Here is a 23289-nt window from a genome sequence, read left to right on the forward strand (position 1 = left end):
ATTGCGTATGACAATGTCCCGCGGGGCATGTGGGGCGCTCAGCCCCGGATGCTGCTGAACTTGAGCTGTGCCTGGAGCTCCTGTTCCTCCCGGGACTCCTCCTCCGCGTGGGCGGACGGCGGGTCGGGGATTTCGTCCACCACCGCGAGCAGGGGGCTCATGCCAATGGCCTCCAGGTGCGAGCGCACGTGGTTCATGCAGTCGCGGATGATGTCGGGAGGTGGAATGACGGCGCCGGGGTGTTTCACGTAGCTGCCGAGCGCGGTGGCGAGCTCCCCGGCGAGACGGGCATTGAACGGGGCGTCGGGCCGCAGGGACCGCAGCACCGCCGCCACCTGGCGCTGGAGTTGCTGGAGCGGCTCGGTGGAAGACTCCTGGGCGGTGGCGAGCTCCGCCAGCAGCCGCTCGCGCTCCTGCGCCAACGCCTCGGGGACGGGCCGCAGGTGGGCCAGGACGAGCTTCACCTCATCGGGCACGTCATGGGGGATCTTCTTGGGCTGGGGCATCGTGGGCTCCTCGGCTCATTCGGCGAGAGGCCGGCCCTGGCCACCATCCCCTCGAGGGAATGTCTTGTTTGACAAGGGAGGGCCATCGCGGTCGCACACCGCTGCCGAATCAGATGAAGGGGTGTTCCGGCATGGTCGGCATGCGAGGGAGCGGCGGCAAGCCAGCTCCTCAGACCCTGGAGTCGCAGGCGATGGTCTTCCAGCGAGCGTTCTTCGCGGCACCTCAGGCCTCATGGACGCGCGGTCCCGGCGCACGGATTGAAGTCCGGGTAGGCCCGGGGCGCACTCTCCGGATATGGAATACTGGGGCCCTCCTCGAGCTGGAGGGTGTTTCGTGGCGTACCGCCTGGCCGTGATGGTCGTGCTTCAACGCGACACCCGAGGAGTTCGAAGCCTTGTTGCGGCAGATCTACAACCGGCCCGAGATGCGCGCGAGGTTCCCGGATGGCCTCTGACGCTCCTTCCCCGTCTCCGCGCTTCTTCGTCGTGGAAAAGCTGCGCGGAGGCCATCACGACACCGAGTTCGGCACGGATGACCTCAACACCGGCCCGGCGCCGCGCTGCCCCCGGTGTGGGGACCTCGTCGGGCTGCTGACCTGGCTGCCTCCCTACCGGGGCGAGCTGGAGCTCTACGGCAAGGACTATGGCGATCTCATGCATGCCCCTGGCGGCGGCTTGCTGATCTCCGAGCGCTTCGCGGAAGCCTTCAAGGCGGAGGGGCTGACGGGGCTCAGCGGCTTCCATCCGGTCGACATCACCCGCGTCCGCCGCAAGGGCCGTGGTCCCAAGCCCGGTCCACCCCCCCGCTACCTCTTCGTCATGCCGGCCTATGGCAACCCGGCCCTGGACATGGAGCGCAGCCGCATCCTGAGCAAGAAACCCGTGAAGTGCTCCTGGTGCCGCTACGCCGGTCCTGATGCCATCGATGGGCTCGTGCTGGAGGAAGGAACCTGGAAGGGGGAGGACGTGTTCCGGCCGCGGGGCATGTGGGGCGTCGTCCTCGTCTCCGAGCGCTTCAGGCGTTTCGCCGAGAGACAGGCCATGAGCCACCTGACCCTGGTGCCCATGGAGAAATACGTCTGGGACCCGCTGGGCCTCTGCTACCCACGGCCCATGCAGTTGGACCCGCCGGCCAAGGGGTAGCTGCCAGCACTCGCCTCAGGGGGCGTCCGCGCACAGCCGCAGGCCGACGCTGAGATCCCGGAAGCCGGGCTCGGGTGTCTCGCGGTTGGGGGCGCGCGCCGTGCTGGCTCCGAAGTAGTAGCTGCCCCCGCGCGCCGCCGAGCGGCCGGGCTGGAAGAGGGAGTCGGTCCACTCGAAGACGTTGCCCACCATGTCGTCCAACCCGAAGGGGCTGCGCGACTCGGGGTGACTGCCCACCTCGTCCGGGCCGAAGCTGGCCCCCACCTTGCCGTATGTCTCGTCGTAGTTGGCCTGGTGGGGCAACAGCACGTCGCCGTGGGGGTACTCGCGCTCGTCCGCGCCCCGGGCCGCGCGCTCCCACTCCAGCTCGTTGCACAACCTCGCACCGGGGATGCGGCCCGTCCGCGCCAGCCATGCCGCGTAGGCCCGGGCATCCGCGTAGTCGATGGCGCCCACCGGCAGCCACCGCCAGTCCTGTTCCACCCCGCGCGGCCTCGTGGTGTAGCGCAGTGGCTCGCCCTCGGCCGCCGCGTACGTCACCCCGTTGGGGTGGATGCTCAGGTGCCAGCGCCCATCCCCCAGCCGCTTCAGCTCGACCTCGGCGTTCAGCGAGGCCACCTTGGAGCCGTGCGGCGTGCGGCGGGCCCGCTCCTCCGGCGGCAGCGCCTCCAGCCAGCGCACGTACTCGCCATACGTCACCTCGGTGCGCGAGATGAGGTACGGCCCCGTCTCCACCTCGTGCAGCGGCGCCGTGTCGAAGAACTGGCGGATGTTCTCGTCCGCCGCGGTGCCGAACAGGAAGGTGCCGCGCGGCACGTAGACGAAGCCCTCGGGCACTCGGGCCGCCTCGGGCAGGGCCACCTCCAGCGTGCGCTCGGGGCCGGGCTCGGCCCGCAGCACGTGGCGCACCGGCGCATACCCGGGCGCGCTCAGCTCCACCACCCAGGTTCCCCGCTCCAGCGACAGCCCCTCCACCGGCGTGTTTCCCGCCTGGCGCGCCGCGGTGAGCACCCGCCGTCCATCACTCGTGGGCTCGTAGCGCGCCAGCGTCACCGTGGCCCCGGCCGGCCGCGTCCGCACCTTCACGCGCAGCGGCGCCTCGAAGCGCGCCAGGCGCTCGCCCGAGGTGTCATAGAGCCGCAGGCGTTGCAGCAACTCGTCGCGTTCGCCGGGGCGGAAGGTGCGCTCGGCGAGCCGGGCGCGCTCGGCGAGCACGTCCGCGAAGGCGCCTCGCACCTCCTCGCGGCCCGGGTCGAGCACCAGCGCCTTCTCCATCTCCTCGCTGGCCCGCGCATAGGCCTGCTGCGTCCCCGTCTGAATCCGCAGCGCTTCGGCCCAGCGGGGCCGGGCCTCGTCCAGCTTGCCCACGTCGAAGAGGGCGAAGGACTCCGTCCGGACCGCCTCCAGGGAACGGTCGCGCTCCCGGGCGTTCTCCAGGCGGGAGCGGGCCTCGCCCAGTTGTGTGAGCACCTGGCCCTCGAGCCTGTACCAGGCCTGGAGACGCAGGCCGGCGTACAGCAGCGCGAGCGAGGCGACGAAGCCCACGGCCAGCATGCGCGTGAGCAGCCTCCCCCGGCGCACGCCTCCGCGCGAGGCCTCGAGGAAGGCGGCCTCGCGCTGGGTGAGGCTCTCCGGGGCGAGGCCATGGACCTCGGCGAGGTGGCGGGTGCCCCACAGCGCCTCGCGCGGACGTCCCATCCGCTCCCACTCGGCGGCGGCCCGCTCCAGCCGGGCGTGGAGCTGACGGGCCTCGTTGGCTTCCAGCAGCCACTGGGCGAGCGTGGGCCAGCCGGTGAGCAGCGCCTCGTGGGCGATGTCGAAGGTGGTGCCCTCCTCGGTGCGGCGCACCATCACGAGCCGCGCGCGGATGAGCGCCTCCAGCGCGGCGCGCGAGGCCGGGTCCTGTCCCAGCAGCTCTGCCTCGGAGCGGCGGGCGCGTGTGCCGTCCACCGTGACGAGCCGCATGAGCAACTGCCGCGCCGCGCCCTGCTGATCCGGCAGCAGCTGGGCCATGACACCATCCGCGTACCGGGCGAGCGCGCCACTGACGCCGCCGAGGGACTCCAGCGCCGCGGCGGGGATGATGCCGCGCTCCTTGTCCCGCGCCTCCCACAGCTCGGCGAGGGTGAACTGGAGCAGGGGCAGGCTGCCCTCGGCGCGCAGGGTGGACTCCACCAGCGTGTCGATGAGGGCCTCGGACTCGAAGCGCGCGCCCTTGGCCCGGGCGGGGCCCGTCACCACCTCGCGCACCTCGGCGCGGCCCAGGGGGCGCAGCAGGTAGAGGGCGCGCGAGAGGGCCTCGCCCAGGCCGGGCAGCGCGCCCAGGCGGGTGAGGAAGTCGCTGCGGGACGTGGCCAGCAGCCGCACGCCCGCCACCCCCGAGGCGAGCTGGCCCAACAGCTCCGCCATGAGCGCGGCCTCGGACGGCTCGCTCAGGGTGACGAGCTCCTCCAACTGGTCCACGTGCAGCACCACGCCGCGGCGGGCACCTTCCCCGAGGGCCGAGCGCAGGGCGCGCACCAGGGTGGTGGGCTCGGCGCGGGCGAGCTGCTCGAGGCGGGCCTCCTCCAGCGCGACATGGGGCGCGAGCGCGGCGGCGAGGGTGGCCACGGGCCGGCGGCCGGGCACCATGCGCGCCACGCCCCAGGACAGGCCATCCTCCAGCGCGCCCTCGCGCACCCGCGGCAGCACGCCCGCCAGACACAGCGAGGACTTGCCCACGCCCGAGTCGCCAGTGACGAGCACGAAGGCATTGGCGCGCAGCCGCTCCAGCACGGCGCGCACCTCCTGCCGGCGGCCGAAGAAGAGGGCGCGGTGCTCCTCCTGGAAGGCATTGAGGCCGCGGTAGGGATTGCCCTCGGGGATGGGCGGGGCGGTGTCGCTGGCGCGCAGGTCCTCCAGCGCCTCGAGCAGCGCGTCGGCGGAGGCGAAGCGCTCGGTGGGCTCGCGGCGCAGGCAGCGGTCCACCACCGTGGCGAAGCGCGGGTCCACCCCCGGCGCGGCCTCGAGCAGCGGACGCGCCTCCTGCTCCTGCAGCGCGCGGGGCAGCTCCCGAGGGGGGATGTGGCGGAAGGGGCCCTGGCCCGCGGCGAGCTCGTAGAGCAGGGACCCCAGCGAGAAGAGGTCCGAGCGGACGGAGGCCGGCTCACCCCGCCACGTCTCGGGGGACATGAAGTAGGGCGTCCCCACCAGGGTGCCGTGGGGCAGGGAGGGCAGCTCGAGGTTTTCGGAGGAGGACTCCGTCGCGCCGGAGGCGGAGCCGGACGAGGCATCCGTGGCGTCGCCCGGAAGGGCCTCCGAGGGAGCGTCGAGCAGCTTGGCCAGGCCGAAGTCGAGCAGCTTCACCTCGCCGGACTCATCGAGGATGGCGTTGGCGGGCTTGATGTCGCGGTGGAGGACGTTGCGGCGGTGGGCGGCGGCGAGCCCGCGCGTCAGGCCGATGCCGATGTCCAGCACGCGCTGCCAGGGCTGGGGCCTGGGGAGCCGGTCCAGGCTGGTGCCGCGGATGTACTCGGAGACGAGGTACGGCAGGTCCTCGAACTGGCCGGCGCGGTAGAGGGTGGCGACGTTGGGGTGCTGGATGCGGGCGGCGGCGCGGGCCTCGATGAGGAAGCGCGAGAGCGTCTCGTCATCGAGCGCGGGGATGAACTTCACCGCCACGGTGCGCTCGAGCAGCGTGTCGTGGGCGAGGTAGACGTGCCCGGTGCGTCCCCGTCCGAGGGGGCGCAGCAGGCGGTACTCGTCGAACTCCCTCGGAGGCTGCCAGGCGGCGCCGGAGGCAGGGTCCCGGGGAGCCGCGGGTGGAGGGCTCACCGCGAGCGGGGTTTGCTGCCCGTCTTCTGCAGCAGGGCACGGATCTTGTCGGCCACCGTGTCGGGGAGGGCGGGCTTGGAGACGAACTCGTCACAGCCCACCTCCTTCGCCTTCTCCGAGTGCGTGGCGAGGACATGTCCGGTGAGCGCCATCACGGGGATGTGGCGGGTGCGCGCATCCTGCTTGAGCTGGCGGGTGGCCTCCCAACCGCTGACCACGGGCAGCGACAGGTCCATCAGGATGACGTCCGGATGGGACTGGTGGGCGAGCTGGAGGGCTTCCTGTCCATCCCGGGCTGTTTCGACCTGGTAGCCGAGGAACTCGAGGTACTCGGCGTACATCTCCCGGGCGTCGTCGTAGTCATCCACCACGAGCACCTTGCAATCACCCGGCTGGTGCTCCGAGGGGGCTTCAGGTGCTTCGGGCGGGGGCAGCTTTCGAGCGGAATCCATTGGACCTGGGGGTTGGCTCGATTGTGGCCCCAACGCCAGGAAGGGGCAATCCCCACACACTTCGAGTGTTGGATGACACAGTACAACGTCCCGGGGGCTGGACGGAGGGCTTGCCAGACGTCAAATAATGACTGACCGACCGGTAAGTCCCTGCCCCCCTGGTCGGCAACCCCACCGAGGTTCCCCATGGCCGACGCAATGGTGTCCACGTCCCTGCGCCCCAGCTTCTACTCCCCCATCCCCGAGTCCGCGCGGGAGGACCTGCTGCTGGCGTACCGGCAGTTCCTCGAGCGCCGCAACGGCGACATGAACTTCGAGCGGGGCTTCTCGCTGCGGGAGGACTGGCTGCGCCAGGCGGCGGGCTGGGACAGTGAGTACAAGGGGAAGGTCGACACCCAGGCCTTCAACCGGGCGTACGCGAGCTTCGACGCGGTGAAGGAGCTGTCCATCCAGGAGGTGGCGCTGCTGACGTTCGTGAAGGCGAACGCGGGCGAGGCCTACGGGGTGGAGGTGGTGGGCAAGGCGCGGCAGAAGCGCTACGACACGACGAAGCTCTTCTACCAGGTGGAGAAGCTGCTGGGCTTCGAGGAGACGTACCACACGCGCATCCTCATCGGCGCCACGCAGCACTTCGGCGTCAAGGTGGAGGGGGCGTGGAAGCCGCCGCTGCGGCTGCGGCTGCTCATCGGCACGCTGGCCCACGCGCCGGGCCTCTTCTTCCACCCCATCCTGCTGGCCTCGGAGATCGCCGGCGTCTTCTCCTTCAACTGGATGCTGCAGCGGGTGGGGGAGATCTTCCGGGACCAGCCCGCGGTGCGCGAGTCCATGGAGCAGCGGTTGATGGAGATTCTGGTGGACGAGGTGGGCCACGTGGCCTTCAACCGCATGGCGGTGGGGCCCACGGGCCTGGAGGTGGCGCGCCGCCTGGCGGTGGGCGTGCTGGAGGGCGTGTCCGGCACCACGCCGGAGTACAAGGCGCTCGGGTTGAACGAGGACGTGATGGGCAGGCTGGCGGGCTTCGACCTGCACCAGCTGCCCGAGGAAGTGCTGCGCCGCGCCTACTTCGTCTGACGGCGGGAGGCGGCGGGACGCGGCGTGTCGTGGGGCTCGGGGCTGGCGTGGGTGAAGAGGTAGCGCTCGATGATGCGCACCACCTCGCCCAGCCGGCGCTCGCGCCACTCCGCGTCCGTCACTCCCGGCCAGCCCTCCAGCGGCAGCAGGGCGAAGGTGGTGAGCAGCAGCGTGCCGACGTGCGCCACCGCGGCCTCGGCATCGAGCTCCTGGCGGATGCGGCCCTCGTGCTGGCCCTGGCGCAGCGTGTCCGCCATGAGGCGCAGCCACGGCTCCACGCCCTGGCTCAGCCGGGAGACCTGCGTGCGATCCCCATCCAGCAGCTCGCGCAGGATGACGCGCGCGGCGTGCGGGTCCGTGTCGAAGAACTCGCGAATCTGCGCCATGGCGCGCTCCAGCCGTTCCTCGCCCTTGCCGGAGAAGGCGCCGAGCAGCAGCAGGAGGTGGCGGTTGGAGTGCTCGATGAGCGAGGCGACGACGGCCTCGTGGAGGGCCTCGCGCGAGGGGTAGTGGTAGAGCAGGGCCTGCTTGCTGATGCCCACGGCGCGGGCCACGTCGTTGACGGAGATGGCACCGAAGCCGCGCTCGGCGATGAGGCGGGTGGCCTCCTGGAGGATGCGCTCGCGCGGCTCGGAGGCGGGAGCCTTCCTGGCCACGCGCGGCCCGCGTGTCTTCACGTCTCCGGCTCCATTGGGGTCTTTGCGCCGCATGGCTGGAGCGGGAGGAAGTACCTCATGGCGCGGCGGGAGCGGAAGTCCGCCGCGCAGTGTTGCCGGCGGAACATGGAAGTGCCTGGAATTCCTTCAACGGCCACTATTGTAGGTCGAGTTGCCGGTCCCATATGTACAACCGTTGGAGTACGGCACCCGGGCGTACGGCGGAGATGCGCTCGAACTCCGCGGCATCCAGTGTGGCGAGATGCTCGCGCCAGGCGGTGGAGTCCATCACCACCTGTGGGTGGGTGATTCTATGTCTATCCGCGAAGGGGAGGATGCGAGGGAGTTGTCGCAGGATGGTCTCGGCACACTCCTCTCGTGTTGCTCGTGCCATGCGCTCCGCGGCTACGGAGAACCGGGCGCAGACGGAGGCCCCTCCTTCGGGGCTCCATGCGTCCATGGCCCAACCACAGGCGTCGGTCATGAGCTCTTCCAATGTCATGAACGTATTGAGCTTCTTGTGGAGGTAGCGCCCGTGCTGGAGCGAGTCCCAGAAGCGGAGCACGGCCTGGAGGCGCAGCGCGATGCGCTCCGCGCTCTCGGGCGCCCGTCCAGAAAGCGCGAAGAACAGCGCGCCCCACGCTGTTTCACGAAAAGTCGTCTCGTACAGGTTTCCCAGGTGGCGATGGTTCTTTTCGTCCACGTCATACAAGGTCATCATCACCTCCGGGAGCATGTACAGCCGCCAGGCGGGAAGTTGGTCCTGGAAGTCGACGACGTCGTGCGTGAACACCACCTCGTTGGGGGCGACTCTTCGTAGCTCACGCGGCTGAGGGAGGGTGCCGTTGAGTTGATACTGTTTCCCACAACGGCGCCCCTCCGCCTTGGTCTTGCTCTTGATGGCGATGGAGGGGCCATGAAGGAAGGACGGCAGTTGGAGTGTGGTGGCCGGGAGGGAGTGCATGGTGTGGGGGTCCTGGGTTCACTCACATTCCCGATGCCTTTGGCAGTCGGGCGGGGAGTGCCGTGGGCGAGGACTTCGAGGGAAACGGGAGGAGCTTTCCTCCTGGCTGAGTGGCGCCGCGCTCAGCGGACGTCGCAGAGGATAGGACGCTCATCGCGACATGGCCTACGATGTCGATTGCCATGCCGATGGCTCCACTGAGCGTGGCGACGCGCTCTCTCCTCTCGACAAGGCCCTCGACAACCTGGGCTATCCATCCGCCGTGCCGCTTGAGTTCCTGCTCGGAAATCTCCACCCATTGATTGGATTGGTACGCGGCGGCACTCGAATCGAAGCGCTCATGGCTGCGGGTCCAACGATACTGGGTGACTCCAGGCGTGTTGGTACACCACTCCAGACGCCAGATGTACTGTCCCTGGGCGAACTGGATCAGGATTTCGCCCTCGAAGTTCCTGCCACCCGAGAATCTGCTCGCGGGCGTCATGATGGTCCGGTTCAGTGCGAGCAGGTACGTCTGGAGTTTCTGGAGACCTTCTTGGCGCCCCTTTTCATGATGGGGCTTTATCTCAAAAAGATAGAGCGCATCGGTGTCGGTGATGTCCGGACGCATGGCACGTTCAGTCTCGGATAGGAGTGACCAGTCCCCGAGCCCTGTGTCCTCGAGGATGGTCTTGATATGGGTGTTGTTGGAGTAGACATTGTTTGTCGGGTGTCTCGTGCGATAGATGTACGCAATGAGCCGGTGCGAGGCATTGCCGAGGAAGAGTTCCCACGGCACTTGGGAGTCCGGTTTCCGGCCGGGCACTTTGTAACCCGGGAGGGCCTGGGTGGAGGGGTTCTCGCAAACCGAGGGGCGGTTGCCCGGGGGCGTGCTACCCGCTGGGGACCGGGGGCCAGGTGGCTCCGCGGAGGCGAGTCCCACCCAGGCGGTCACCAGCACGAGTCCCATCAGACGGGCGAGGTCCCTGGTGCGTGAGGGGCGCACTTGACGCCTGCTGGCCCTCGGCTTCGTGGCAGGGAATGGAGGGTTCACGGTCGGGACGGTATGCCGGGGCCCCGAGGGCTCGAGGCGCGCGTCTTCTCCAGATGGCACGGCGGAAGCGGAAGTCCGCCGCGCGTGCGATTCAGGAGGCCTTGGCGAGCAGCACGCCGGGCAGGAGCGAGCGGGCCGAGGCGCCGTCGGGGCCGCGCTCCAGCCAGCGGGGAACGGGGAGGCCCTTGGAGCGGAGGAAGTCGGGGTTGAAGAGCTTGCTGGCGTAGCGGTTGCCGGAGTCGCAGAGGATGGTGACGAGGGTGTGCCCGGGCCCGAGCTTCCGGGCGAGGCGGATGGCCCCGGCGACGTTGACGGCACTGGAGGCGCCGAGACAGAGGCCCTCGTGCTCGAGCAGCTCGAAGAGGAGGGGGAGGGCCTCGGCGTCGGGAATCTGGAAGGGCTCGTCGACGGGAGCGCCCTCGAGGTTGGCGGTGATGCGGCCCTGGCCGATGCCCTCGGAGATGGAGGAGCCCTCGGACTTGAGCTCGCCGTGGGCGTAGTAGTGGTAGAGGGCGGCGCCCATGGGGTCGGCGAGGCCGATGACGACGTTGGGGTCGCGCTCCTTGAGGGCCATGCCGACACCGGCGAGGGTGCCGCCGGAGCCGACGGCGCAGATGAAGCCATCGATGCGGCCGCCGGTCTGGCGCCAGATTTCGGGGCCGGTGGTCTCGAGGTGGGCGCGGCGGTTGGCGACGTTGTCGAACTGGTTGGCCCAGATGGCGCCGTGGGGCTCGCGGGCGTCGAGGGCCTCGGCGAGGCGGCCGGAGACCTTCACGTAGTTGTTGGGGTCCTTGTAGGGGACGGCGGGGACCTCGAGGAGCTCGGCCCCGACGAGGCGGAGCATGTCCTTCTTCTCCTGGCTCTGGGTGTCGGGGATGACGATGACGGTGCGGTAGCCGAGCGCATTGCCGACGAGGGCGAGGCCGATGCCGGTGTTGCCGGCGGTGCCCTCGACGATGACGCCGCCGGGGCGCAGACGGCCGCGGGAGATGGCGTCACGGATGATGAAGAGGGCGGCGCGGTCCTTGACGGACTGGCCGGGGTTGAGGAACTCGGCCTTGCCGAGGATGGTGCAGCCCGTGAGCTCGGAGGCGCGCCGGAGCTTGATGAGGGGCGTGTTGCCGATGGCCGAGATGACGTCTTGATGGAAGTGCATGGCGCTCCTTCAACGGCCCTCATTGTACGTCGAGTTGCCGGTCCCACCGATAGAGGCTGCCGAGCACGGCCCCCGGACGTACGCCGGAGATGCGCTCGAATTCCGTGGCGTCCAGTGTGGCGAGGTGCTCGCGCCAGGTGGTGGAGTCCATCACCACCTCCGGGTGATTGAGTTTGTTCCTGTCGGCGAACGCGAGGATGCGGGGCAGCTGGCGCAGGATGGCCTCGACACAGTCCTCTCTCGTGGCGTTGGCCATACGTTCCGCGGCCACCCTGAAGCGGGAGGGGACGGAGGCGCCTCCCTCGGGGCACCAGGCATCCATGGCCCAGCCGCAGGCGGCGGTCATGAGCTCTTCCAGGGACATGAACGTATTGAGCTTCTTGTGGAGATAGCGTCCGTGTTGGAGCGAGTCCCAGAACCGGAGCACGGCCTGGATGCGCGGCGCCACGCGCTCCGCGCTCTCCGGGGCATGCCCGGAGAGCGCGAAGTACAGCGCGCCCCATGCGGTCTCCCGAAAAGTGGTCTCGTACAGGTGGCTGAGGTGGCGATGGTTCTTCGCGTCCACCTCGCACATGCTCATGATGACCTCCGAGAGCATGTACAGCCGCCAGGCTGGGAACTCGTCCTGGAAGTCGACGACGTTGTGCGTGAACACCACTTCACCGGGAGCAATCGCCCTCAGGTCATGTGGCTGTGGGAACGAACCCTTGAGCCGATACTGCTCTCCACAGCGACGGCCCTCTCGTTGCGTTGCGCTCTCGATGGTGGTGTAGGCGCCGTGAAGGAAGGATGGCAATTGGAGCGTTGTGGTCTGGAACGGTTCCATGGTGTGAGGAGCTTCGTCGTGGCTCTGGCCACTTCTGGATATGTCACATGCCCGAGGCCTTGGGTAATCGTACCGGAGGCGCGGCGGGTGGGGGGCTCGAAGGAAAGCGGAGGACCCTTGCTCCTTGTTGAGCGGTGCCGCGCTCGCCGCCGGACGCCGCAGTGGAGATGACGAGCATGGCCACTTGCCCCACAACGTCGATGGCGACGCCGATGGCCCCGCTGAGTGTGGTGAGCCGCTCGCGCCGCTCAACCATTTCCTCGCTGGCTCGAGCCACCCAGCCTCCGTACTTCTTCAACTCTTGTTCGGAGATTTCCACCCATTGTGCTGCTTCGTACGCAGCAGCATTCGACGCGAAATGCTCCCGGCTGCGAGTCCAATGATACTGGGTGACTCCGGGGGTGGTGGTGCACCATTCCAGGCGCCAGATGTACTGGCCCTGGGCGAACTGGATCAGGATTTCACCCTCGAAAGCCTTGCCGGCTGCGAATCGATCCGCGGGCAGTACGGTCCGATTCAATACGAGAAGGTACGTTTGAACCTCCTGACTGCCATCCAGGAGACCCTTCTCATTGTAGGGTTTGATCTCGAAGACTTCTTTGGCACTGACATCGGTGATGTCAGGGCGCATGTCACGTTCTCTCTCGGAGAGAAGTGACCAATCACCGATACCTTGTTCCTGAAGGATGCGTTTGATGTTGTGATTGTTGTAATAAACAACGTTCGTCGGGTGTCTCGTGTCGTAGATATATGCAATGAGCCGGTGCGAGGCGTTGCCGAGGAAGATCTCCCAGGGCAGCTGTGAGTCCGGCTTTCGACCGGGCACCTTGTACCCTTGGAGGGTCTGCGCGGTCGGATTCCCGCAAATCGACGGGCGGCTGACCGAGTTCGTGTTGTCGGGAGGAGACGAGGGTACAGGGGGGGCCGCGGAGGCGAGGCCCGCCCATGCCGTGGCGAGCACGAGTCCCACCAGACGGGAGAAATTCCTGGCGAGTGAATACCGCATCCTACGCCTGCTCGGTTCTGGCTTGATGGACGTGCATGGAGGGCTCGCGACGACGCTACTACCCGGTCCCCAACGGGCTCAAGGCACCCACCGTGTTGGAATCAGAGCGGCCCCCGCTCCCGGAGCGCCTCCAGTGCGTTCCGGCACCGTTGCGCCAGGGTCCGGAAATCCTCGCCGAGCGCCGCGCAGTCGATGACCCGGGTCCAGAAGTCGTGCGCATGGCGGGCCGCGTCCGCCCAGACATCCAGGGTGTCCGCGCTCGGTGGCGCGGGCTCGAACGGGCGCTCGACAACCGTCGTGCCCGAGGGCGCGAACAACATCGGGAGCATGTCGTACGCAGGCGCCAGGCTCCGCGTGCCGTCTTCCTGCTCCAGGAAGCTCACATTTCCGAAGTGGCGGTCCGTGTTGCCGATGAGCTGCCCGAAGACATCGAGCCAGCGGATGCGCCGCGCGTCCTCGGGGCCGATGAGCTTCTTCTCCAGCAGCTTCGGCGTGACACGCGTCCAGGATGCGCCACGGCCGGAGTCGCCGATGTACTCCTGGTCCAGCGCCTCGAGCGAGACCACTCCGCGTCTGCCTCTCTCTCCCACCCGGTCGAAGCGCTCGACCTCCAGGAACCGGAAGCCGCGCTCATCGAACCACCGTGCCCGGGCCGCATCGAGGCCCGCGGCGTGAATCACCTCGAGTGCGAGGCTTTCGCAGACGAGCAGCTCCCTCCACCTGCGAGCGACGGCTCCTTCATCATCGCTCACGAACTTGACCAGGACGTGACGGCCTCCCGCGTACGTCAGGAACTTGGGGTGTTCTCCTCCGGCGGAGGAGCCCGGCTGTTCGCGGGCCGAGCGGCGGGCAAGATCCGGCCAGGCGCCGCGGTCGGAGGGCACGAGCGTGCTCGCGAGCCATCGGTTCAGGGACTCGTCACCGAGGATGAGATGGCCGACGCAATCCTCGCCACGGCGTGCCAACGCGATGAGCCGGTGGTCATCGCTCCAGTCTCCCAATCGGGAGGGAAGCTCCAACTCGGGGTAGCGCGCGCTGAACGTCCGTCCGACGTACCCCTGAGGGCTCATGTCGGAGGCGAAGGGAGGTAGGCCCTCGAACAGCGTCCCCGTGCCGTCGGACGCGCTGAGCCAATGTCTTCCCCCCTCCAGCAGGTGCAGGGCTCCGAATGGCTCGACCTTCCCCGACTCATGGACCCGGTAGATGGGGAGTCGTGTTCCGAGCCCTGGAAGCGTGCGTGTCCGCGCGTAGCGGGTCGCGCGTGTCTGCCCCATCCGGCACACGCGGTCTCCCGCGGCCCCGATCAGCCGGGACACGGTCGGCTGGGACACGCCCAGTTCCCGGGCCAGGTCCTTCGCTTGTGCCTCGCCCAGCCGGGCGAGCGCTCCAAGCATCCGTTCGAGGGCGTCCATGAATAGAAAGATGAATGGAAATCCAGGGGATGGCCAGTAGCAAAGGCTCGAAAACCAAGGGCTATTTCGAGTCGCTGCCATGAAACGTGAATAGAAAAAGGGCCCGAATCACCCCGAAGGGGACTCAGGCCCTCTGTGCTCCCGGGAGGCGGCTCCCGGCGGTACCTACGCCCGCGCGGACTTCTTCAGCTCCTCGACCTCGAGCTGGAGGAGCCAGTCATCCCGGAAGTCGGTGGCGGCGTTGGAGATCTGCTCCAGGCGCGCGAGGTTGAGGCTCTTCGACTCGCGCATGGTGCGCACCTCGCGGTAGAGCGCCGCGAGCGACGGGTGCAGTGCCGCGGCCTTCTTCTCGCGGGCCTTGGCCTCGCCCTCGCCCTCGGCGAAGGCGTTGAGCTCGCCGAACCAGCGGTCCCACGTGCCCGGATCCGCCGGCCCTCCGGCCACCGAGGGCAGCCCCGTGCTCAGGAACAGCTGCGCCACGCTCGGCAGCTCCACCGGACGGCCATCCAGCTCGCCGCGCAGGTTGAGCACCTCGCCCCCGCCCACCGCGAAGCCCCGCAGCTTCAGGCCGCTGGCCAGCTCCAGCTTGAAGTCCCCCTTGTCCGGCAGCTCCCCCTCGCCGAACGCCACCAGCGCCAGGCCCGGCCACGGCTTGCTCCCGTTCTTCCCCTCGCGCGACACCATCACCGGGCCCTCCAGCCGCACCAGCGCGCTGCTCAGGCCCTCGGCCACGGGACGCGCCCCGGGCAGCGCCTCCACCACGCGCGCGGTGATCTCCCGGCCATCCGCCAGCACCAGGTGGTTCACCGTGCGCGCCTGGAGGGCCTCGTTCAGCCCGTAGTCCCCGCCCCGCTTCCACGCGAGCGTCGCCTCGAACCCGCTCAGCACCTCGAACAGGTGCTCGAAGTCCCGCGCCACGAAGAGCTGCGGCTGCATGCGGGTGATGTCGTACTCGGTGTCCGCGCACGCCACGCTCAGCGGCACCTTCTTCACCGCGTCCGTGAGGCAGTGCTTCGCCTCGCCGATGCTCGAGAGCAGGCCGGCGCCGTAGATGCGCGGCTGCTCCATGCCGCCGATCATCCCGTACTCGGCCGTCCACCAGTACAGCCGCGAGGCGCGGGTGCTCTCGCTCACGTAGCGCCGGCTCTGGTTGGCCGCCTCCAGGCGCGCCTGGGCGTGGGCAATCTCCTCCTGTGTCGCGGTGGGGTCCTCCTTCACCACGCTCAGGTTGCGGATGGCCTGGAAGACGGCCTCGTCCTCCACCGTGGCGATGGCCTTGAAGCCCACCAGCCCGCAGCGCTTGAGGTACTCGGCATAGCGCTTGTTGGCGATGATGGGCGCGTGGCCCGCGCTCTCGTGGATGATGTCCGGAGCCGGCGTGTACTGGATGTGCTCGTGGGTGCGGATGTCCGCCGCGATCGCCAGCACGCCCAGGGCCTGCAGCTCGGTGAACACCGCGGGCGGGATGAAGCCGCGCACGCCCACCGCCGCCCAGCCCAGCTGGGACAGCTTCTCGTTCATCTCATCCAGGCTGGGGATGCGCTCCAGGCCGATGCCGGTCGCCTCCAGGCCCTCCAGGTAGACGGCGTGCGCCTTGTCCGACAGGTGGCCGCGCAGCTGGCCGAGGATGTGACGCCACACCGCCTGGTCCCTCGGCGTATAGGCGTCGTAGTCCTGGCTCACCACATAGCGCCGCAGATGCGCGGGCAGTCGGGCAATGGTCCGTTCGGTGGGCGTCATGGGGGCTTCTCCGTTGCATGAAATCTACGCACCGGGAGCCCCGACGGAAATCCGATAAAAACCGACGTCTTATTCGATTTTCCGCCGTTTTGACGCGAGGCGCTGACGCAGCCCGCCAAGGACGAGCTGCGCCGCCTCGGAGCCCGGGCCCCCCGAGGGACGCAGTGTCACCACCTCGACGAATTGGGGCTGTTCCTCGCGCAGGGGCCAGACGGAGAGGTCCTCGGGGAAGGAGCGCAGCAGCCGCAGGTCCGGGGCGATGGCGCAGGCGTGGTAGGCGCGCAGCAAGTCGAAGAGGTGCAGGAAGCTCTGCACGCGCGACACCTCGCGCACGGTGACGTCATGGGCGGCGAAGCGGGCGCTGTTGGCGCTGCCGTACGGGTCCTCGCGCTGCCAGTCCACGAAGGGCTGGCCCTCCAGGTCGCGCACGTGGAGCGTGCGGCGTGCGCCGTGGCGCGAGGACAGCTCGCCGCCGGGGCCGGCGAGCACGACGAAGGGCAGGTTCAGCAGGGACTCGGCCTCGACGCCGCGGTGCGGGGGCAGCGGGGTGAAGTCCACGGCGAGGTCCAACTGGCGCGTCTGCACCTGGCGCACGAGCTCGAAGGTGCCGCCGAAGCTGACCTCCAGCTTGATGCCGGCCCGGGCCACGTCTCCGGCGATGCCCGCGAGCAGGAAGTTGGAGAGGGTGGGGTTGAGGCCCAGGCGCAGGCTGGCCTCGGCGCTGGCCAGGTCCCTCAGGCGCTTGAGGCCCAACTGGTGCAGGGGCGTCTGGGTGCCCTCGTAGAGCTTCTCGCCGCGGGCGGTGAGGTGGAGGCGGCGGCCGGGGCCGCGCTCCAGCAGGGGCTGGCCCTCGGCGAGCGTGTCCTCGAGGGCGCGGATGTGCTCGCTGACGACGGAGCGGGCCACGCCCAGGTGCTCGGCGGCGCCTTCGATGCTGCCGGACTCGACGGCGGCCGCGAAGGACTCGAGCCAGACGAGGTGCCGGGGGAGCTTGCGCGGGGGCATCTCACCGGTCCCAGAGAACGCCCAGCTTGAACTCCAGGGCATCGAAGGGTTCCGCACGAATCAAGGCGTCCTCCGCGTACGAAGCGAGCAGCGTGTAGTTCGTGTCCACGAGGCGGAAGACCTCCAGGGTGCGCACGTCGGGATCCACGAGCCACACGTGCCGGATGCCCTCGCGCGCATAGAGGGGGAGCTTGACCACGCGGTCATGTGCCTCGGTGGACGGAGAGAGGATTTCACAGGCCCAGTCCGGAGCGAGCGTCAGGGCCGCGGTACGGGGAGCCTCGGGGAGCCGCTCGCGGCGCCAGCCGGCGAGGTCCGGGACGAGCACATCCTCTCCCAGGTGCAGCTCGGGTTCATCGAAGATGAGCCATCCGCCCGGGCCGTTCCATCCGAGGTCGAACGGACCCATCAGCACGCCACCGAGCCGGGAATAGGCCCGGCTGTGCGGGACCGCGGGCCGGGGGCTCGTGTACAGCTCGCCAGCGATGATCTCCCCCACCATGTTGGGCGGGAGCTCTTCCAGGTCCGTGTAGGTCGCGGGTCGCTTTCCCATCCCCACTCCATCCACATCCATCCGAGCGACAGGTTCCATGTCTGGAACATGTCGCCCCGGTCCGACACTTCTTCCCATGCACCGTGCCGGACGTCGAGTGCCGGGCATCCTCATCGTTCACTCGTCACCCCGGGAAGCCCGCCAGGGGGGCCTGCCACCGGGCCCGGGGGTCCCTATATTGGACGCCACCGTGGCCACCCATCCGGACAACCTGCGAGCGCGGCTGGAAGAGCGCGCGGATCTGCTCGAAGCCACCCGTCTGCGCTACCGCGCGCTGCACAAGCTGCTGCGGGCCTTCTTCTGGAAGGACCGGGTGCGGACGAACCTGGAGCTGCTGCGCGAGGTGGCGCTGGCCCAGCCGCAAGTGGACGCCACGTTGGAGGCGGTGGCCCGGCGCGCGGAGGCGGAGGGCTGGCCGGCGGGCTCGGCGCCGATGAAGCTGCTGGCCGAGGTGCGGCGGTTGCGCGAGGCCCTCGCCTGGGAGGTGCGGCGGAGGCTCATCGCGAAGAAGAAGCCGGAGCTGCTCGGCGAGGCGCTGCTGAAGCTGGAGGAGGAGGTGCTGGACGCGGGGCCGCTGCTGGGGCGGCGGCTGTGGGCCCAGGCGGTGGAGATATTGCCGCGCAACCTCCCGGAGCTGCGGGCCGCCTGCGCGGCGGCGGAGGTGCTCGAGCGCGTCTTCAAACGTCCGGCCCCCGAGGGAGCGCTGCCCTTCGACGCGGCGGAGGCGGAGGAGCTCCGGCGGGCGCTGCCCCTGGCGGACGAGGCGCTGGCGGCGCTGTGGGCGCGGCTGGACCGCTTCGACGGCACGGGCCGGGTGAGGGCCTTCCTGGAGAAGGGGATGAAGCGGGCGCCGGTGCACCCTCCGCGCAGCGGACCGGAGCTGTTGCAGCACGCGGCCTTCTGGCAGGACCTGGCGCGAGCGCGGCTGAGGGCGCTGGGGGAGTCGCGGCTGTCGCCCGTGGTGCCGCGGGAGGAGGAGTGGCCGGAGCTGCTCGGCTGGCTGGTGGAGCGGGAGGGCGCGGCGCGGGCGCCACTGGGGGCCTCGGAGGTGCTGAGCGAGGGCCGGGCGGGGCTGCTGGAGGTAGCGGCGGAACTGGCGGCGCTGTCTCGGGCACGTCCGGTGGGGCCGTGGAACGAGGAGGCCGCGTGGGTGCGGCTGTGGACGGCGGCGCAGCGGGCGAGGTCCGAGGAGGGCCCGGACGCGGAGCGGCTGCGCGACTCGTTGCGCCTCTTCATCCGGCTGCGGGGGCAGGGACAGATGCCGGCGCGGCTCTTCTCCCCGGAGCGGAACGTCCTCGCCGGGCCGGGGGGCGGACGGGCGGGCGGCGAGCCAGAGGATCTGCCGGGGCTGGTGCAGCGGGCGAGGGAAGCAGCCGGGCGGCCTGGGACGGGGAGGGTGCCAGGGTAGGGGTTTAACCTGGACGCACACGTGTACGGATGGGAGAAAGGCCTCCCGTGCGGCTGCTGGCACTTCACGTTCAGGACTTCCGAAACCTTGGCCAGGTGACCCTGGCGCCGAGTGCGCACGCGTCCATCGCGGTGGGGCAGAACGGCCAGGGGAAGACGAACCTGCTGGAGGCGCTCTACTTCCTGGCGACGCTCAAGCCCCTGCGAGCGGGGCGGCTGTCGGAGCTGGTGAAGTGGGGAGCGTCGTCGGCGCGGGTGACGGGCCGCTTCCTGCTCAAGGGAGCGGAGCGGGAGATTTCGGTCGAGGTGGCGGGAGGGGTGCGGCAGGCCTTCGTGGACGGGAAGAAGGCGGCGAGCCTGGAGGAGTACTTCGGGGGCGTGTCGGTGGTGGCCTTCACGCCGGACGACCTGGAGGTGGTGAAGGGCGGGCCGGATGCGCGCCGGGCGTTCCTGGACCGGGCGGTGTTCAACCGCTTCCCGGCGTTCCTGAGGGAGAGCCGCGAGTACGCGCGGGCGCTGAAGAATCGCAACCGGTTGCTGAAGGCGGGCCCGGTGGACGCGGCGTACCTGGAGGCCTACGACGAGACGCTGGCGAAGACGGGAGCGCGGGTGTACGCGCGGCGGCGGGCGCTGATGGCGGAGCTGGCGCCGAGGGCGCAGGCGACGTTCGGCTCCATCGGGAGGACGCCGGAGCCGGCGGCGTACGGGTACCACCCGGCGCACCTGGGAGACGTGGACTTCGCGGGAGCGGACGAGGCGGCGCTGGCGGTGGCGTTGAAGGAGGCGCTGGCGGCGCGGTCGAGGAGGGACCTGGACCGGGGCTTCACGTCGGTGGGGCCGCACGTGGACGACGTGACGGTGACGCTGGGGGCGAGGAGCGCGAGGGCGTACGCGAGCCAGGGCCAGCAGCGGGCGTTGGTGCTGGGGTGGAAGATCGCGGAGATCGAGAACCTGGAAGCGGCGATGGGGTTCCTGCCGTTGCTGCTGCTGGACGACGTGTCGAGCGAGCTGGATCCAGAGCGCAACGCGTACCTGATGAACTACCTGGCGGCGAGCGGGGCGCAGGTGTTCCTGACGACGACGGACGCGGGGCTGGTGAGGGGAGCGGCGGCGCAGGACACGCTGTGGCTGGGAGTGAGGACGGGAGAAGTGACGAGCGTTCCGACGGAGCAGGAGCCCGCGGCACAGGCCCAACACGCGGACGAGCCCGCGTAGAACATCGCGTAGAACAGTCTCCACTGAGCCCAATCACCCCTCGCCCTCCGGGAGAGGGACGGGGTGAGGGTATCGAGCATCCCAGGTTGCATCCGAGTCAATCCCCTGAGGGTCTACCGCTCCAAGCCTTGAACCCGTTCATCCGCTGTTCGAGCCGGAGCACCTTCACGGTGGCGGAGACATCCCCCCGGTGTGCCTTGAAGGCGCGAAGAAAGGTGTCCACGGGCTCGGCCTGGCCGGCATGGGGACCGACGGGACTGCCCCACCTGTCCTGCCGTGGGCTCGAGCCCCACAGCGCCTCGAGGAACGGCCGCACGTCATGAACGCCCCGAAGCATGCGAGGGCGGACGGGTTCCACGGGGATGCTCACGGTCTCCAGGACGAAGCACCCGGGCTCACAGGAGCATGCACGGCGGCGGCGCTCGGAGCGGTACTGGGGAACGAAGGTGACGCGGAGCCACCGGTTGAAGGCGCGGTGCCCGCCGGGGGCGAGCAGCAGTGCACGCAGCAGCTCGGCCTGCTCTCCGCGCTCCAGCCAGGGAGGAGTCCTGCCCCGGGCCCACCGTCGCCGCAGGGCCTCGCGGTGCGCGGCCTCGGCGGGGTGAACGAATTCCCTCTCATGCGCGAGATGGAACAGCGCATGGTCACCGATGACGCCGGGAGGGACGAGTCCCCGGAGGTGCCCCATGCGGCTGTGCTGAGGCAGCTCGCGGGTGATGGAGCGGGCCCAGCGGATGAAGGGGGCGAGCTTGTCGCCATCGCGCCGGCCGCGCACCATCTGGCGGATCTCCCCGGTCACATCGTCATCGAGCCCGGCGAGGTCCTCGAAAGCCTCCGGGTCCCGGGCGAGCTGTGCCATCTCCACACGGGAGCGATGGCGCGCGGAGCGGTGGATGGAGGCGCGCGCGGAGCGTGCGGACTCGCGATGGCGCGAGGGCAGCAGCGAGCGGGTCATGTCCCGCGCCTTCTCGTCTCCGTGGCTCATCGGGTCCTCCCGGCGGGGAGGACGAAGCGAGCCGTGGCTTCCTGACGGCCGTGCTAATCCCAGCGTCCCCCGCGTCCGGCGGTGAGGAGCGAGGTGGGGATGACGCTCACGATGACGAGCACGCCCAGGTAGAACCCGAGCATTCGCAGGGGCTCGTTGCCGAAGCGCGCGAGGAGCACGGGCAGGCCGATGGCGGAGGCCGCGGCCACCTTGCGAGCGAGCGGCTGGGGGATGAGCCGCAGCAGCCCGAAGGCGAGGCACGGGGTGAAGAGGGGCTCGAGCTTGCTGACGAACGAGCGCTCCTGCTCGAGCGCCAGATGCAGCTGCTCCAGGTACCGCTGCTTCTCGGCGAGCTGCTCGGCGGTGGCCTGCTGGTGGGCCTTCTGGCGGACCTGCATCTGCGCCTGGAGCTCGGCCTCGGCCTGCTCACGGGCACGGGCGCGCTCCGCGTCATGGGCGAGCTGCTCGGGGGACTGGAGGTCCGCGCCGCACGTCGTGCACTCCCGGGCGAAGCGGCCGTTCTCGGCCTCGCAGCGGACGCAGCGCGGAAACTGTTGTCCCCGCGAGGGCTCGGCATCGAGCGCCAGCGGCGTCTGTCCATGGAGCTTGAAGCGCTCGACATGGGCCTCGGGGACGGAGGCGGGGGCCTCGGGGCCGGGGCCGGCCACGGACTCGAAGCGGCCGCCGTCCTGCAGGCGCACCTGTCCTTCGGGGCCGGGCTTCTCGCCGCGCGCGCGCTCGAGGTGGAGGAATCGGGACTTGTTGGTGGACATCGCCTATTCCTTCCTCGAGCTGCCGGACGACGAGGCGGGACGGGTGCGCCCGCGGGCCCACTCGCGCAGCCGGACGATGTCATCGCGCATGGTGACGGCGAGCGGAACGGTCTCCTGGAGCGCTCCGGCGATGTGGCGCTGCTCCAGCTCCACGCCCTGGCCGAAGGCCTCGTAGAGCGCGGCGATGATGGCCTGCTCTATCTCCGCGCCGCTGAAGTTCTCGGCCAGGCTGGCGAGCGTGTTCAAATCGAACGCGGCCGGGTCGCGCTTCCGCCGCTGGAGGTGGATGCGGAAGATGTCGCGGCGCTCGGCGGCCTCGGGCAGGTCGATGAAGAAGATCTCATCGAAGCGGCCCTTGCGCAGCAGCTCGGGGGGAAGGCCTTCAATGCGGTTGGCTGTGGCGACCACGAAGACGGGAGACGTCTTCTCCTGGAGCCAGGTGAGCAGCGTGCCGAAGACGCGCGCCGTCACGCCGCCGTCCGTGGTGCCCGAGGAGGCGACGCCGGACAAACCCTTCTCAATCTCATCCACCCAGAGCACCACGGGGGCGATGCTCTCGGCGACGCGGATGGCCTTGCGGAGGTTCTCCTCGGAGGAGCCCACGAGGCCGCTGAAGATGCGGCCCATGTCGAGCCGCAGCAGGGGCAGGTTCCAGTGCGCGGCGATGGCCTTGGAGGTGAGGCTCTTGCCGCAGCCCTGCACGCCGAGCAGCAACAGGCCCCGAGGCTCGGGGAGGCCGAACTGGCGGGCGCGCTCGCCGAAGGCGGCGGTGCGTTGGGTGAGCCACTGCTTGAGGTGCTGCAGTCCGCCCACGTGGCCCAGGTCCTGCTCCGGCGGGTAGTACTCGAGCAGGCCGCTCTTGCGGATGACCTGGCGCTTCTCGTCCTGGACGCGGCGGATGTCCTCGGCGCTCAGCTTGCCGTCGTGGGCAATCGCCTTGGCGAAGGCATTCTCCGCCTCGGACAGCGTGAGGCCCTGGGCCGCCTGGATGAGCTGCGCGGCCTGCTCGCGAGACAGGTCGATGGTGGCCTTGTTGCCCCGCCGCACCACCGCGACGATCTCCTTGAGCAGGTTCATCAGCTCCTGGAAGCCGGGCAGGGGGACGTCGAGGACGGAGACCTCCTTCTCCAGCTCGGTGGGGATGACGAGCGTGGGGGCCAGGAGGATGACGGTGGTGAAGGTGCTCTTGAGGGCGTGGGCGAGCTCGCGCAGGGCGCGCACCACACCCTTCTCCTCCAGATACGGATGGAAGTCCTTGAGCACGACGAGCGAGGGCTCGGAGAGCTTCTCGATGGCGGCCAGGGCGTCGATGGGGTTGCGGGTGTCCTCGGGGAGCGCGGGGCCGCGGGAGCCGCCGAGGTAGCGCAGGCCGCGGGTGATGGACCAGGACAGGAGCACCTTGCCGTGGGCGCGAGCCATGTCCGCGAGCAGCGAGTCCACGCGGTGCTCCTCCCACGACACGAGGTAGAGGAGCGGGTAGCGGGCGCGGATGAGGATGTCGAGCTCCTCCAGCCACGGAGCGGAGGAGGACCCGGGGCGGGGGAGCGCGGGACTGGACACCATGCCCCGGGTA

20 protein-coding genes are annotated in these 23289 nt (G+C 69.6%); 4 read left to right on the forward strand and 16 right to left on the reverse strand.

Annotation, left to right across the window (positions count from 1 at the left end):
• Window positions 1-38: 38 nt before the first annotated feature.
• Window positions 39-506, reverse strand: coding sequence for a hypothetical protein (locus VFZ09_RS16040; protein ID WP_329728454.1), 468 nt, complete (start codon window positions 504-506; stop codon window positions 39-41).
• A gap of 444 nt (window positions 507-950) precedes the next feature.
• Between VFZ09_RS16040 and VFZ09_RS16045 the strand changes: the two genes are divergently transcribed.
• Window positions 951-1649, forward strand: coding sequence for a hypothetical protein (locus VFZ09_RS16045; protein WP_329728455.1), 699 nt, complete (start codon window positions 951-953; stop codon window positions 1647-1649).
• 15 nt (window positions 1650-1664) lie between these two features.
• Here the strand turns inward: VFZ09_RS16045 and VFZ09_RS16050 are convergent, their stop codons facing one another.
• Both VFZ09_RS16050 and VFZ09_RS16055 read right to left on the reverse strand, forming a co-directional pair.
• The gene (locus tag VFZ09_RS16050) at window positions 1665-5462 is read right to left on the reverse strand and encodes a protein kinase domain-containing protein (protein WP_329728456.1); all 3798 of its coding nucleotides are present in this window, start codon (window positions 5460-5462) and stop codon (window positions 1665-1667) included.
• Window positions 5459-5914, reverse strand: coding sequence for a response regulator (locus VFZ09_RS16055; protein WP_329728457.1), 456 nt, complete (start codon window positions 5912-5914; stop codon window positions 5459-5461). The genes VFZ09_RS16050 and VFZ09_RS16055 overlap by 4 nt, the downstream gene beginning before the upstream one ends.
• 186 nt (window positions 5915-6100) lie before the next feature.
• Here VFZ09_RS16055 and VFZ09_RS16060 point away from each other — a divergent pair, with 186 nt between their 5' ends.
• The gene (locus VFZ09_RS16060) at window positions 6101-6985 is read left to right on the forward strand and encodes a hypothetical protein (protein ID WP_329728458.1); all 885 of its coding nucleotides are present in this window, start codon (window positions 6101-6103) and stop codon (window positions 6983-6985) included.
• Here the strand turns inward: VFZ09_RS16060 and VFZ09_RS16065 are convergent.
• The 10 genes from VFZ09_RS16065 to VFZ09_RS16110 form a co-directional block, all read right to left on the reverse strand.
• Window positions 6973-7662: a TetR/AcrR family transcriptional regulator gene (locus tag VFZ09_RS16065; RefSeq protein ID WP_329728459.1), complete on the reverse strand. Its 690-nt coding sequence runs from the start codon at window positions 7660-7662 to the stop codon at window positions 6973-6975. The two genes, VFZ09_RS16060 and VFZ09_RS16065, sit on opposite strands and share 13 nt — an antisense overlap.
• 136 nt (window positions 7663-7798) lie before the next feature.
• Window positions 7799-8605: a hypothetical protein gene (locus VFZ09_RS16070; protein ID WP_329728460.1), complete on the reverse strand. Its 807-nt coding sequence runs from the start codon at window positions 8603-8605 to the stop codon at window positions 7799-7801.
• A gap of 22 nt (window positions 8606-8627) precedes the next feature.
• Window positions 8628-9383 (reverse strand): hypothetical protein, encoded by a 756-nt coding sequence (locus VFZ09_RS16075; protein WP_329728461.1) that lies wholly within the window; start codon window positions 9381-9383, stop codon window positions 8628-8630.
• Window positions 9384-9729: 346 nt separating this feature from the next.
• On the reverse strand, window positions 9730-10794 hold the full coding sequence (locus tag VFZ09_RS16080) for a cysteine synthase A (RefSeq protein WP_329728462.1): 1065 nt from the start codon (window positions 10792-10794) through the stop codon (window positions 9730-9732).
• 19 nt (window positions 10795-10813) lie between these two features.
• Entirely contained in the window at window positions 10814-11449 is a 636-nt protein-coding gene (locus VFZ09_RS16085; RefSeq protein ID WP_329728463.1) for a hypothetical protein, read from the reverse strand.
• A 214-nt stretch (window positions 11450-11663) separates the two neighbouring features.
• Window positions 11664-12626, reverse strand: coding sequence for a hypothetical protein (locus tag VFZ09_RS16090; RefSeq protein WP_329728464.1), 963 nt, complete (start codon window positions 12624-12626; stop codon window positions 11664-11666).
• Between the two features lie 101 nt (window positions 12627-12727).
• Window positions 12728-14020: a type II toxin-antitoxin system HipA family toxin YjjJ gene (yjjJ, locus tag VFZ09_RS16095; RefSeq protein ID WP_329728465.1), complete on the reverse strand. Its 1293-nt coding sequence runs from the start codon at window positions 14018-14020 to the stop codon at window positions 12728-12730.
• A 183-nt stretch (window positions 14021-14203) separates the two neighbouring features.
• The gene (locus tag VFZ09_RS16100) at window positions 14204-15778 is read right to left on the reverse strand and encodes an aromatic amino acid hydroxylase (protein WP_329728466.1); all 1575 of its coding nucleotides are present in this window, start codon (window positions 15776-15778) and stop codon (window positions 14204-14206) included.
• A gap of 69 nt (window positions 15779-15847) precedes the next feature.
• Window positions 15848-16783, reverse strand: coding sequence for a LysR family transcriptional regulator (locus VFZ09_RS16105; protein WP_329728467.1), 936 nt, complete (start codon window positions 16781-16783; stop codon window positions 15848-15850).
• 1 nt (window position 16784) lies between these two features.
• Window positions 16785-17336: a Uma2 family endonuclease gene (locus VFZ09_RS16110; RefSeq protein ID WP_329728468.1), complete on the reverse strand. Its 552-nt coding sequence runs from the start codon at window positions 17334-17336 to the stop codon at window positions 16785-16787.
• Window positions 17337-17526: 190 nt separating this feature from the next.
• On the opposite strand from VFZ09_RS16110, the gene VFZ09_RS16115 reads away from it, so the two are divergent.
• Both VFZ09_RS16115 and recF read left to right on the forward strand, forming a co-directional pair.
• On the forward strand, window positions 17527-18744 hold the full coding sequence (locus VFZ09_RS16115; protein ID WP_329728469.1) for a hypothetical protein: 1218 nt from the start codon (window positions 17527-17529) through the stop codon (window positions 18742-18744).
• Between the two features lie 47 nt (window positions 18745-18791).
• Window positions 18792-19958, forward strand: a complete 1167-nt coding sequence (gene recF / locus VFZ09_RS16120; RefSeq protein ID WP_329728470.1) for a DNA replication/repair protein RecF — start codon at window positions 18792-18794, stop codon at window positions 19956-19958.
• Between the two features lie 97 nt (window positions 19959-20055).
• Here the strand turns inward: recF and VFZ09_RS16125 are convergent, their stop codons facing one another.
• The 3 genes from VFZ09_RS16125 to VFZ09_RS16135 are packed head-to-tail and all read right to left on the reverse strand — an operon-like array spanning window position 20056 to window position 23279.
• Window positions 20056-20943, reverse strand: a complete 888-nt coding sequence (locus tag VFZ09_RS16125; protein WP_329728471.1) for a hypothetical protein — start codon at window positions 20941-20943, stop codon at window positions 20056-20058.
• Window positions 20944-20996: 53 nt separating this feature from the next.
• Complete coding sequence (locus tag VFZ09_RS16130) at window positions 20997-21716, reverse strand: hypothetical protein (RefSeq protein WP_329728472.1); 720 nt, start codon at window positions 21714-21716, stop codon at window positions 20997-20999.
• A 3-nt stretch (window positions 21717-21719) separates the two neighbouring features.
• Complete coding sequence (locus VFZ09_RS16135; protein ID WP_329728473.1) at window positions 21720-23279, reverse strand: AAA family ATPase; 1560 nt, start codon at window positions 23277-23279, stop codon at window positions 21720-21722.
• Window positions 23280-23289: the final 10 nt, after the last annotated feature.

The organism is Archangium sp. (assembly GCF_036277355.1).
GTDB lineage: Bacteria > Myxococcota > Myxococcia > Myxococcales > Myxococcaceae > Archangium.

Coding starts and splice junctions, on each gene's coding strand:
- VFZ09_RS16040 (WP_329728454.1), bottom strand. CDS start 506: ATGCCCCAGCCCAAGAAGATCCCCCATGACGTGCCCGATGAGGTGAAG.
- VFZ09_RS16045 (WP_329728455.1), top strand. CDS start 951: ATGGCCTCTGACGCTCCTTCCCCGTCTCCGCGCTTCTTCGTCGTGGAA.
- VFZ09_RS16055 (WP_329728457.1), bottom strand. CDS start 5,914: ATGGATTCCGCTCGAAAGCTGCCCCCGCCCGAAGCACCTGAAGCCCCC.
- VFZ09_RS16060 (WP_329728458.1), top strand. CDS start 6,101: ATGGCCGACGCAATGGTGTCCACGTCCCTGCGCCCCAGCTTCTACTCC.
- VFZ09_RS16070 (WP_329728460.1), bottom strand. CDS start 8,605: ATGCACTCCCTCCCGGCCACCACACTCCAACTGCCGTCCTTCCTTCAT.
- VFZ09_RS16080 (WP_329728462.1), bottom strand. CDS start 10,794: ATGCACTTCCATCAAGACGTCATCTCGGCCATCGGCAACACGCCCCTC.
- VFZ09_RS16090 (WP_329728464.1), bottom strand. CDS start 12,626: ATGCGGTATTCACTCGCCAGGAATTTCTCCCGTCTGGTGGGACTCGTG.
- yjjJ (WP_329728465.1), bottom strand. CDS start 14,020: ATGCTTGGAGCGCTCGCCCGGCTGGGCGAGGCACAAGCGAAGGACCTG.
- VFZ09_RS16100 (WP_329728466.1), bottom strand. CDS start 15,778: ATGACGCCCACCGAACGGACCATTGCCCGACTGCCCGCGCATCTGCGG.
- VFZ09_RS16105 (WP_329728467.1), bottom strand. CDS start 16,783: ATGCCCCCGCGCAAGCTCCCCCGGCACCTCGTCTGGCTCGAGTCCTTC.
- VFZ09_RS16110 (WP_329728468.1), bottom strand. CDS start 17,336: ATGGGAAAGCGACCCGCGACCTACACGGACCTGGAAGAGCTCCCGCCC.
- VFZ09_RS16125 (WP_329728471.1), bottom strand. CDS start 20,943: ATGAGCCACGGAGACGAGAAGGCGCGGGACATGACCCGCTCGCTGCTG.
- VFZ09_RS16130 (WP_329728472.1), bottom strand. CDS start 21,716: ATGTCCACCAACAAGTCCCGATTCCTCCACCTCGAGCGCGCGCGCGGC.
- VFZ09_RS16135 (WP_329728473.1), bottom strand. CDS start 23,279: ATGGTGTCCAGTCCCGCGCTCCCCCGCCCCGGGTCCTCCTCCGCTCCG.